This is a genomic window from Paenibacillus sp. J22R67, assembly GCF_059692175.1.
In genome coordinates, this window is record NZ_JCAUAX010000008.1 from 347,542 (window position 1) to 358,994 (window position 11,453).

An 11,453-nucleotide genomic window follows, 5' to 3' on the forward strand; every position below is an offset into this window, starting at 1 on the left:
CCGCTGAGAGAGCCTAATCGGCGCTCTCAGCAGCATCTAGCTACTTTTCATGCGATGAGGCGTCCTTTTTGGCGCTCTCGGCTGACTTTTGCCGCCGCACGAGCACTCTCTTCCGCTGAGAGAGCCTAATTGGCGCTCTCAACTATATCTAGCTACTTTTCATGCGGTGAGGCGTCCTTTTAGGCGCTCTCGTCTAACTTTTGTAGCCGCACGAGCGCTCTCTTCCGCTGAGATAGCCTAATCGGCGCTCTCAGTAGTATCTAGCTACTTTTCATGCAATGAGATACGGTACGACCTTATCCGAAGTGAACTACAGGACGCTATTTCTTCGAATCGCCTGCTTTTCCGCACGAGAGGGAACTGCGGTTCGTTATTTGTCCGTTTTCGAAGGGAAAACGGACAAATAACGAACCGTAGTTCCGCTTAATCTGAAAATTATGCCTTTTCAGGAAAATAAGGGATTCTAGTTCCGTTCCCTGCCCTGCTCTCCTCTACCTACAGCACAAAAAAGAGGCCGTCCCCCGGTTATTTCATAACCAAAGGGACAACCTCTTTTTAAAAATTATAACTAATTTCCTGCACTAGCAATTACAAACTCAAACGAGATTTCTTGATCAGCTGGAATCTGATATTCCTCATGCACAGGCGCTCCCCAACTGTCATCGCCGCCGACACCCATTTGTTTGCCAGCTACCGTAACAACCGTATAATGAACATTCGGCAGCTCATAAGCATGGTCTGCATGCTCAAGCTCGAATGCCGTATACGGAGACAAGTTGCATTCAACAGGGGCATGCGGATCAGCCTTAATCGTAAGACCGATACCATTCACGTCTGTCACATTCACTCGACGAACACCAGTTCGGTTACCCGATTCTTGTGGAACGAGGTAAGGTGTTGGTAATTGATCAACCTGACGGCTGAAAATCCCCAAGCGAGCTCCATGGCTGCGATCACTATAGTTCTCTTCCGGTCCCATTGCATACCATTCTGATTGGTTATAATCAGATGACATTTTGAAGGAAACGGCAAGAATCGGTAGATTCGGCAGACCTGCTGCTCCTTTGTAATTCGTGCGCACGCGAATTGTTCCATCCGCAAACACCGTATAGGCAATACGAACGGTTACTTCGGTGCTAATGCTGAATCTGTAATCAAAGGCAACCGTTGCTGAGCTCTTCTCTTGATTCAGCACTGTGCTAACACATTTGCGCGCCAGACTTGAGGCATACCAAGCACCGGCCGTATATCCCATAGCGGTTCCTTTATCATTATCTGTGGTCGCCCTCCAAAATAACGGAGCCGGAGGTAACGCGATCATCTCTCGACCATGGTATCTGAGCGAAACTAAGGAGCCTACCTGCTTCGAGAAAATGACGGAGAAACCTTTCCCGGTGACGCCAATATTGACGTCCCCCTCCACCACGTTAACTTCACCGGCGGGTTGTTCATTCTGCACACTTGCTTGTATAACGAAAGTGGATTGACCAAATGCCGTCTCAAACCCAGCATCAGCCCATACCGCAGAATCCCTCAGCACCAAGGAAGCTTGGATGCAGTATTCGCCTGATTGACCATTCACATCTGGCAGTTCGATCGGGATGATGCTTTCACTTTGTGCTTCAACGGCAACATCCCTGATCCCATTACCAATTTCAGTGCCTTCATGATAAAGGCGATATTCAAGCACATACTGATCTGTGTTCACAAACAAATTTTCGTTAATTACTTTAATATGACTTCTATTAGGTTCTAATTTGATATTCTGATAAAGGAATTTGACTTCCTGCATCTTAGGACTCAGTTGACGATCAGCAAATACAAGGCCGTCTCCGCAGAAGCTGTAATCCGTAGGACGGTCTTGGAAATCCCCGCCATAGGCTAAGAACTCACGGCCGTTCCGGTCCTTTTTGATAATAGCCTGATCGATATAATCCCAAATAAAGCCGCCTTGATACATCGGATATTTGTTTTCAAGCTCTGTATACTTATGAAGACCTCCGACTGAGTTCCCCATAGCGTGCATGTATTCGCAACTAATGTATGGTTTAGCCGGTTGGCTGTTGAGATACGCCTCAATGTCCGCAGGCTTGGCATACATTCTGCTTTCCATGTCGCTCGTAGCGTCATAGTCACGATTATGGAATACACCCTCGTAATGAACCAGTCGGCCTGGGTCCGTCTCACGGAAGTAGTCGGCTACATTCAAAATAACTTGGCCCGCATAAGACTCATTGCCGCATGACCAGATGAGAATCGAAGGATGATTCTTATCGCGTTCTACCATGGAAATCGCACGATCAAGTACGATATCCTGCCACTGCATATCGTTGCCCGGAATGTTCCACGAAGGCTCGACAGCCCCCATTTTCTGCCACGAGCCGTGCGTCTCCAAGTTCATCTCGTCGATGACATAGACACCGTATTCGTCACACAACTCGTACCATAATGTCTGATTCGGATAATGCGAGGTCCGGACAGCATTGATGTTGCTGCGCTTTAGCGTTTGAATGTCCCACAGCATATCCTGCTTCGTAATAGCTCTTCCAGTGCGGCAGTTGAATTCATGGCGATTTACACCTTTGAATACAATACGTTTGCCATTTAAGCACATCAACTTGTCTTTCATTTCAAAACGGCGGAAGCCCGTCTTTTGCACGATGGCTTCGACCAATTCTTCGTTCTCATCGTAAATGGAGATGCAAGCCGCATATAAATAGGGATCTTCTGCGCTCCAAGGTTGAACGTATCCTGCTGCGAGGTTGAAGGAGAGTTTGCCATCTCGGAATTCCCCTGTTTCTGTAAGAACAGCCTTCCCCTCTGCATCCTTCAATTCAAGCTTAGCACGAGCCGTTGCTGCATGGTCGTTTCGGAGCATGAGATCAATTTCAAGCAAGCCTTCCACATAGGCATCATCCAAGTCTGCCTTTACACGCAGATCCCACACATGTACCTTAGGAACCGTATATAAGTAGACATCTCGAAAAATACCTGACAACCGCCAGAAATCCTGATCTTCCAGCCAGCTTCCTGTACTTCTCTGATAAACTTCAACAGCCAGCTTATTCTCACCTTCGCGAATATAAGGCGTTAGGTCGAATTCTGCTGGTGTGAAGCTGTCTTCGCTATAACCGACGAATTCTCCGTTAAGCCATATGTAGAAAGCTGATTCAACGCCTTGGAAGGAGATATAAACCGGTTGTCCTTTCATCGTGTCAGGTAGTTGGAAATTTTTCACATAGCTGCCCACGGGGTTATGCTCTTGCGATATTTGTGGAGGACGCAGCGCTTCTACGCCATCCCAAGGATACATCGTGTTGACATACTGCGGATGTCCCCAGCCTTGCATCTGAATATGTCCTGGCACTTGGATATGCTCCCAGCTGCTGCAGTTATAATCCAATTCAAAGAACGATTGCACACGGCTTGCTGCGTTTGGTGCATAACTGAACTTCCAGCTCCCGTTCAAGCTATGCCTCATGTCCATGGGTGCTCCTGCTTCAGCAGAAGCCATCGACCGATAATAGCGGTGGTCTGAATGAGCATCCAACCTGTTTACTCGAAATACACGCACATCTTGCAGCCAATCAAGGCTTGGTACCGATTGTTTCATGAATAATGCCTCCTGAGAAATAAACCTGTAATAACACCTATGTTTTACGGCTATCAGCCCCTATTTTACCGAACCTACCATACCAGCGACAAATTGTTTTTGCATGAGGAAAAAGACGAGTGCTGTCGGAATCGTCGAAATCACGATAGCGGTCATGATGACCCCGAAATCCGGTGCATAACTAGACCCCAGATTTGAAATCAATAAAGGAATTGTTCGTTTCTCCGGTGTTTGCAAGACAATCAGTGGCCATAAGTAATTGTTCCAACTGGACATGAACGTAATAATAGCTGCAGCAGAGTAGGTCGTTTTCATGGTTGGCATATAAATCCGGAAAAATAATCCTAGCTCCGATAATCCATCCATACGTCCTGCTTCCAGAAGCTCTCTCGGAAACATTTTCGAGCTTTGACGAAAGAAGAAAATAAGAAACGCTGTAGTAAATGTCGGTAGAACAACCGCATTCATCGTGTTAATTCCGATAAGCGGTACACTCCGCGACAAGCCGGAGAACATTTGATAAAGAGGAACCATCAACGCTGCGAATGGAATCATCATGGAAACAAGCAGCAAGTTGAACACGACATCCTTTGCTTTACTCCGATAAACTTCAAAGGCGTATCCAGCTAGCGATGCAACCAGTAAGGCTAATATCGTGGTGGATAACGAAATTTTAAGCGAATTCCATAGGGCAGGAAGCAGGTTGATGGAATCAATCAGCTTTTTATAGTTATCGACAAAATGGGATCCTGGTAACATTCTTCCCTGCGTGACATCCACAGAAAGATTCGTTGAACTAATAACCATCCATAGGAATGGAAAAATCGATATGACAGCTACGGCAAAAAGGAAGACATAAACAATTGTGCGATTGAGTACTCTCATTATTTATCACCTGCCAATTTGATTTGAAGGACAGATAACACAATGATCATAGCTACAACTGAATAGGAAACTGTCGCTGCATAGCCAAAATCAGGTGTGTACTTAAAGGAAAGATTGTAAATATACTGCGATATGGAGAGGGTCGCGTTACCTGGGCCACCCTTCGTAATATTCATGATCTCGTCGAACAATTGCAAGGTCCCGATCGTTGATGTAATCGACGTAAAAAGAACAATTGGTTTTAACATTGGGAACGTAATATAGAAAAACTGTTTGAACGGAGATGCTCCGTCGATGCGTGCTGCTTCATAAATCGAACTGTCAATATTTTGCAAAGAGGAAAGGAAGAAAATCATATTGTATCCTGTCCAGCGCCATGTAATGGCAATAATAATGGTAATTTTCGCCCAGAAGGGATCGGAAATCCATTGAATAGGTTGTGCAATTAAGTGAATTTTCACTAAAGCTAGGTTGATAAGTCCATCATTGCCAAATAAGTATTTGAATACGACGGAGTAAGCAACAAGCGAGGTCACACATGGCAAGAAAATCGCGGTGCGGAAAAATCCTTTGAAACGAAGCTTGCTGTCATTCAATAAGACAGAGATCATCATCGCCAGAACGATCATAATCGGTACTTGAATGATTAAATAGAGAAACGTATTTTTTACCGCTGTAAAGAACGTTTTATCGCTAAAAAGGCGCTTATAGTTGCTTATTCCATTGAAATGCAGATTAGCTCCTGCGCCTGTTTTGAAGGACAGCAGCAATGCCTGTATCATCGGATAGAAGTAAAACAAACAAATCATCAATACCGCTATTCCGATAAACAGCCAACCTGTCAGCTTTACACGGTTATTCATCGAGTAATTCAATTTATCCAGATCCTTCCTATATTACATTTAAAAATCGAAACGCTGTCCCCCGCTTGCACAAACATGCAATTCGGAGGTCAGCGCCCCTAAGGTTAATTGGAAATAATTACTTAATTTGAGACTCCGCTTGAGACTGAGCATCACTTAGCACTTTATTAATATCTGTGCCTTTCAGGTAGTTCTGCATTTCTACTTTAAGAATATCTTCAACCGCATACGTATGCATGCCGTAGTTTACTTTAGGAATTTGATTCGTCCACGTTGCGAAATCAGAAATGACCTTCTGACCTCCGAAGAAATCATCTGCTTTCGAGTAGGCTTCTCCTTGTGCCGCCGGTTTGTAGGTACCGATCACACCAACGTCCGTAAGTAACTTCTGGTACAGATTCACATCGGAACCAAGTGTTTTTGCAAGAAATTCAGTTGCTGCTTCTTTACCAGCACTATTGAGTACATACCAGGAGCTGCCTCCAAGGTTAGATGCGTGTACAGAACTCGCTGTGTTTTTCAATTTAGGAAAAGGTATGACTGCCCATTTCCCTGATTGGTCAGCCTGTGACTTAATCGAAGGCGTAATCCAGTTGCCTGTCGGTACACTCGCCACACTGCCGCTGTTAAAACCGGCTAGGAAAGAATTCCAATCTGAAGTGATTTTAACGATATTAGCGGACATCAATTCTTTGTATGTCGCAAAAGCATCTTTAAGAGCTGCATTATCTTTCAGATCCGGTGTAGATCCATCACTTTTCAGATACCAAGCACCTGCAGATTGAATCATCATACGAATGAGCCCGAGGTCATTTGGATCCTGTGTTAACAAATCCTTACCTGTCTTAGCTTTAACCACTTTACCGATTTCAATCAATTGCTGCCAATTAAGGTCCTTCATATCATCTAATTTATAACCTGCTTGTTGTAAGTAATCTGAACGGACGTACATGCCTGTTACTCCGGAATCAAATGGAACGCCATATTGTTTCCCATTCAAGCTTGTTGGTCCGATTTTGTATTCAGCGAAATCGGATGCTTTAATGGATGCCGACAGATCTTGAAAAGAATCAGGATACGTTTTCAAGAAGCTTTGAGCACGGTAATCTTCAATCAGTACAACATTCGGCAGCCCCGTCGTTGTCCCAGAGTTTAAACCTGTGTTCAACTTCTGAATGATATCATCTTGTGCGTATTCAATGATGTTTATTTTCACGTCAGGATGATCTTTCGCATAGGCCTCTTGTGCCAGCTTCATCGCTGCAATGTTGAAGTTCTTATCCCAAGCCCAGACCGTAATTTCTTTCGCAGCACCTTTGTCCGTTGCAGTTGGAGTACCAGTACCCGTTGTGTCAGGTGCTTTACTTGAGCATGCCGACAGCAGCAAAAAACTAGCCAATAAAATGGTTGAAACTTTCTTATTCATGTGCGCCCCCCGTGTAGTTTAGATTTTTTGAAAATGCTTTCTTTTAAAAGAATAGCATCTCGGAAATCCCTTCCGTTAGAAAAAAATTTGTCATAATTAGCGAAATTCTTGTGTATTGTATCCGCTATCATAATGACTATTTTGGTACTTTATTTATAATTTGTACTTTCTTTAGATTTCTATACATGGGGGGACTTGCTAAGTTCGCCAGGGAAGGCTAATCGCTATTTTGGTTCCTTGTCCAAGCGTGCTCGTAATGGAAACGCCATACGCCTCTCCGTACAGAAGCAGGATGCGATCATGGACATTGCGTATGCCAATTCCTGTAAAAAGCTGCCTAGCACTCGTAGAGGTACGCTGCTCGCTTTTGGTTTCCGTAAGGTCCATGCCATCGCCATTGTCAACGATTTCGCAGTGCAGCGTATCCCCTTCCTTCGTGATGATGACATAAATATATCCCGAGCTTTTTTTATTAAAAGCATGAAAAAACGCATTCTCTATAAAAGGTTGGAGCATTAATTTGGGCACTTGTGACTTCAAACAGTCGGGCGATACGAAATAATCAACCTTGATGCCATTCCCATAGCGCACCTGATTAATGAACACATAATGTTTTAAATTGAGTAGTTCCTGCTCTACAGATATCGTATCTTTCACATTGCTAATCGTATTTTGCAGGAGGGAAATCAGCGCATGTATCGTTTCCGTAGCCTTCTCCTTGCTCCCTTGTTGCACAAGAATGTTAACGGAAGTCAGGGTATTATATAGAAAATGGGGGTTAATTTGCTGCTGAAGCGCGGCTAACTCTGCCTTGCGCTGCTCCTGCTGTGTTTCTACTAACTGAATAATATAGTCATTAAGCTCGTCTAGCATATAGTTGTATGCATTGCTGAGCTCTCTTGTTTCATACGAGCCGGTCACAGCCATGTAATTGAGAAAATTCTTTTTGGTTATGTTCGACATCTTGATAACAAGCATGCTTAAAGATCGCGTAACTCTACGTGTAATAAAATAAACAACAAGCACAGCCGTCAATACGATGCCAGCGCCTATCATAAATAAGGCTTTCCTATTGAGCATATTGCCCAGCGCAATCTGCTTATCAATCACATTGACGAGATAATAATCATACAACGGTAAATAATCGGCCAAAAGGATGACATCATGATTAAACAAAGTCATTTCTTGACTTTGAGATTCGTGGGCTTGTTTGGCGCCTGCCAGGAGTTCCTCGGATACCGTTCCGATCAAATCCTCCCTATTGCTAGAAACAATCAAGCCATTTTGATTCAAAATCATGACATCATTACCTTGACTAGTGAAGCTGGCATAGATTTTCTTGAAATCACTTTCTCTAGTCATCATGTAAAGTGTTCCGTAACCTTCTTTGCTTTCTGAGGAAAGCAGCGCTTTGGTAGCAACGAGCCGATCTTCATTGGAGCCCCAAGTTCCCGCCTGCATGAAGCTATATAACATACGACCCGGTTGTTTCCATGCGTCTTGTGTAATTAGGCTGCTCTGCAGTTTCTCCGAGGAACCAGACCAGTAGGTGACGTCGCTCACGTAGTTCCTGCCATTCATGCCCAGGATGCTGATGCCAATATTTTTGGACCCAATTCCGGACTGAATTCGCTTCATCTGCTCACTCATACTGAAATTCGTTTTGAAATTTGTTAATGAATCCGTATCCGCCTCCGTTAGAAAGCTTTTAATCCCTCCGCTTTGTGCGACACTGATGGCAATATTGATATTGGAATAATGAAGGGCATCTAATCCCGTTTTAATCTGATTGATAATTTTAGAATTAGTAATACTGAACGTCTGCACAAAAAGCTTCTGCGACATCTGAATCGTCACCCATGAGGTTAAAATCGTAACGGAAATAATACTTACGACCATCACAAAAAACATTTTAGTAAACAGACTCTGATCGGTTAATTTCTTCACCCATGCTCCCATTGTTGATCGTAGTCCCTTCTTGCTTATTTTTTGCGATAGTGACTTGGCGATATCCCCATCAGCTTGCGGAACACTTTCGTAAAGTAGCTATGATCCGAGTATCCGACGAGATTGCTTATTTCTGAAATTGAGAGATTAGGATTTTCGCGCAGTAACGTACAAGCTTTATCTATACGAATCCGGTTCAAATATTCATTAAAACCTTCTTTATTATGAACAGTGAAGTAATTTGACAAGTAGGAAGGATTGAAGTGGAAGTGTTTGGCGACCTCCGTTAACGTCAGTGGCTGCGAAAAGTGCTTGTCCATATACTGCAAAATTTTCTGTATGCCTGGAGAACCCGTCCGATTATCACTGACACACGATACAGCCTCGTTCAAAAATTTTTCTAACAAAAGAATAACTTCACCAATGTGCTCAGCTTCATGAATGGCGCGGAAATACTCGTATTTCCCTTCATCCAAGGCACTAGCCTCATAGTGAAAATGCTTCAGCGTAACAATAATATTAAACAGGCTGTGATCCAAAAAAGATTTAAACTCGAACATGTCCGTATCCAGCCTACCATTCATAGAGTGAGCATATGCGCTGAGCCGCCCAAAGGCCAGGTCGAACTCTTGATGGTTCAGTTCTGCCGTGAACGCCTCCATATCAAATGGCTCACCTTTCTCTGCCTGTTTCTCCAATTCATTGACAATGAGAAGCCTGCGATCTGGTAGAAAGAAGCGGTGATCCAGCACTTTCAGCATATCATTGGTATAAATATCGTTCAGTTCATGGATATGTTCAAAAACACGGCTGAGCGCCACTACGATGGCCACATGACCTTTCTCACTCGCTTCGGCCAGCTGCTGGGCTATCTGTACGGCATCCTCTTGTGCGGAGTTATTTAGATTTAGCAGGTAGCGAATGTAGCCATCCTGATGCGAAAGACGGCGTGTAGCGACGGGTTTATCCCTCTTTTGGATGATCGCTTTCAGTGCCGCTTCTAACCACTCCTCATTTCGAGTCAATGAAACCGACTTATCCTGAACCACCGATAGCAAAACAAAACTAGTATACGGAAATTTCGCACTTATTTCATTTCTGTCATAATCAACGGAATAACCCGAAATAAGCTTGTCTAGTATGTAATCGACTGACTGCTTTTTTTCACTTTTCCAATCTGAGTGTTGAAAAGCAGGAATTCGTTCAGCCGTTTTCTTCAGAACAGCTAACATAGATACTGCGTCCAGTTTTGGCTTTAACATATAATCGGCAACACCGCTCTGAAAAGTAGAACGAACATACTCAAATTCTCCAAAGCTGCTGAGCACGACAATTTCAATTTCCGGGTACATGCCCTTTACAATTCTCGTCAGTTCTTCGCCATCCATCACTGGCATGACGATATCGGTCAACACAATGTTCGGTTGGAACAAATGGACCATGTCTAACGCCTCTTTGCCATTAGCAGCTTCACCCACAATTTGAAATCCTTCACTTTCCCAATCTAAGAGATGCCGGATTCCTTGACGCACCAACATCTCGTCATCAACGATAAGAACCTTGCAATAAACCGTCATAACAGACTCCTTCATCTGGATTTACATCATCTACCACTAGTACGACGTATTTTGTGCGATATCTTGCACGATTATAAATGAATTTCTGTGTCTTGACGAGTCCAAAGCGAACAGCTCGCCATGATAGCGGTACCAGGCTTATTAAAAATGAAATCGCAAAAAGAGCTGCCGTGGCAGCTCCTAGACGTTACATTTTGTACAGGGGCAGCAGGAATTGAACCCACACCAAAGGTTTTGGAGACCTTTGTTCTACCCTTAAACTATGCCCCTATATAATGGTGGCTCGGGACGGAATCGAACCGCCGACACGAGGATTTTCAGTCCTCTGCTCTACCGACTGAGCTACCGAGCCTAGATGAAATGGAGGCTGACGGGATCGAACCGCCGACCCTCTGCTTGTAAGGCAGATGCTCTCCCAGCTGAGCTAAGCCTCCATGGGATAAAGAAGAAATACCTGAACCATTCACACAAGATGAATCCTATCTATCTAAAGAGACGGTGAAGAAGGGAACTAAATCTTCGAGACGCATATAACGTCTACTACATTTCTTATGGTACTTCTTCTACCGCTCGAATATTTCGAAAGTGGCTCCCCGAACAGGACTCGAACCTGTGACAACTCGATTAACAGTCGAGTGCTCTACCAACTGAGCTATCAGGGAATATGGTAGGCCCTAGTGGACTCGAACCACCGACCTCACCCTTATCAGGGGTGCGCTCTAACCAGCTGAGCTAAGGGCCTGCATCTATATATGTGCCTGTTTGATCCGGCAAAAAAAATACCCCAATGGGGTACTGCTTGGCAACGTTCTACTCTCCCAGAACCCTGCGGTTCAAGTACCATCGACGCTGGAGGGCTTAACGGTCGTGTTCGAGATGGGAACGCGTGGGTCCCCTCCGCCATCATCACCAAACAGTCAAAGCGTGGTTTGCGCCTTGAAAACTAGATACGAAACTTGCGTAAAGTAACAACTATAGGTTTATTGGTTAAGCCCTCGACCGATTAGTATTCGTCAGCTGCATACGTTGCCGCACTTCCACCTCGAACCTATCAACCTCGTCGTCTACAAGGGGTCTTACATACTGGGAAATCTCATCTTGAGGGGGGCTTCGCGCTTAGATGCTTTCAGCGCTTATCCCCT

At 44.3% G+C, this 11,453-nt stretch carries 6 protein-coding genes, 5 tRNA genes and 2 rRNA genes; all 13 read right to left on the minus strand.

The window, feature by feature from the left end; genetic code table 11:
- Nucleotides 1–568: 568 nt before the first annotated feature.
- Nucleotides 569–3,613, minus strand: a complete 3,045-nt coding sequence (lacZ, locus tag AC58VC_RS27260) for a beta-galactosidase, LacZ type (protein WP_497373272.1) — start codon at nucleotides 3,611–3,613, stop codon at nucleotides 569–571.
- A 60-nt stretch (nucleotides 3,614–3,673) separates the two neighbouring features.
- Complete coding sequence (locus AC58VC_RS27265; RefSeq protein ID WP_497373274.1) at nucleotides 3,674–4,498, minus strand: carbohydrate ABC transporter permease; 825 nt, start codon at nucleotides 4,496–4,498, stop codon at nucleotides 3,674–3,676.
- The gene (locus AC58VC_RS27270; protein ID WP_497373276.1) at nucleotides 4,498–5,361 is read right to left on the minus strand and encodes a carbohydrate ABC transporter permease; all 864 of its coding nucleotides are present in this window, start codon (nucleotides 5,359–5,361) and stop codon (nucleotides 4,498–4,500) included. Before AC58VC_RS27270 ends, AC58VC_RS27265 begins: the two co-directional genes overlap by 1 nt.
- A 118-nt stretch (nucleotides 5,362–5,479) precedes the next feature.
- Nucleotides 5,480–6,787, minus strand: coding sequence for an extracellular solute-binding protein (locus AC58VC_RS27275; protein ID WP_497373277.1), 1,308 nt, complete (start codon nucleotides 6,785–6,787; stop codon nucleotides 5,480–5,482).
- Between the two features lie 198 nt (nucleotides 6,788–6,985).
- Entirely contained in the window at nucleotides 6,986–8,746 is a 1,761-nt protein-coding gene (locus AC58VC_RS27280) for a sensor histidine kinase (RefSeq protein WP_497373279.1), read from the minus strand.
- 23 nt (nucleotides 8,747–8,769) lie between these two features.
- Complete coding sequence (locus AC58VC_RS27285) at nucleotides 8,770–10,311, minus strand: response regulator transcription factor (protein WP_497373281.1); 1,542 nt, start codon at nucleotides 10,309–10,311, stop codon at nucleotides 8,770–8,772.
- A 199-nt stretch (nucleotides 10,312–10,510) separates the two neighbouring features.
- Nucleotides 10,511–10,581 (minus strand) — tRNA-Trp (locus tag AC58VC_RS27290).
- Nucleotides 10,582–10,587: 6 nt separating this feature from the next.
- Nucleotides 10,588–10,663 (minus strand) — tRNA-Phe (locus AC58VC_RS27295).
- Between the two features lie 9 nt (nucleotides 10,664–10,672).
- Nucleotides 10,673–10,745, minus strand: a tRNA-Val gene (locus tag AC58VC_RS27300).
- A gap of 152 nt (nucleotides 10,746–10,897) precedes the next feature.
- Nucleotides 10,898–10,973: transfer RNA gene (locus AC58VC_RS27305), tRNA-Asn, on the minus strand.
- Nucleotides 10,974–10,976: 3 nt separating this feature from the next.
- Nucleotides 10,977–11,053: transfer RNA gene (locus AC58VC_RS27310), tRNA-Ile, on the minus strand.
- Between the two features lie 55 nt (nucleotides 11,054–11,108).
- Nucleotides 11,109–11,225, minus strand: a 5S ribosomal RNA gene (gene rrf / locus AC58VC_RS27315).
- Nucleotides 11,226–11,294: 69 nt separating this feature from the next.
- Nucleotides 11,295–11,453 (minus strand): 23S ribosomal RNA (locus tag AC58VC_RS27320); the annotation flags it as partial.

Excerpts from the sequence above, each read along its gene's own strand:
- AC58VC_RS27280 (WP_497373279.1), bottom strand. The coding sequence starts at position 8,746 with ATGGGAGCATGGGTGAAGAAATTAACCGATCAGAGTCTGTTTACTAAA.
- AC58VC_RS27270 (WP_497373276.1), bottom strand. The coding sequence starts at position 5,361 with ATGAATAACCGTGTAAAGCTGACAGGTTGGCTGTTTATCGGAATAGCG.
- AC58VC_RS27265 (WP_497373274.1), bottom strand. The coding sequence starts at position 4,498 with ATGAGAGTACTCAATCGCACAATTGTTTATGTCTTCCTTTTTGCCGTA.
- AC58VC_RS27285 (WP_497373281.1), bottom strand. The coding sequence starts at position 10,311 with ATGACGGTTTATTGCAAGGTTCTTATCGTTGATGACGAGATGTTGGTG.
- AC58VC_RS27275 (WP_497373277.1), bottom strand. The coding sequence starts at position 6,787 with ATGAATAAGAAAGTTTCAACCATTTTATTGGCTAGTTTTTTGCTGCTG.
- lacZ (WP_497373272.1), bottom strand. The coding sequence starts at position 3,613 with ATGAAACAATCGGTACCAAGCCTTGATTGGCTGCAAGATGTGCGTGTA.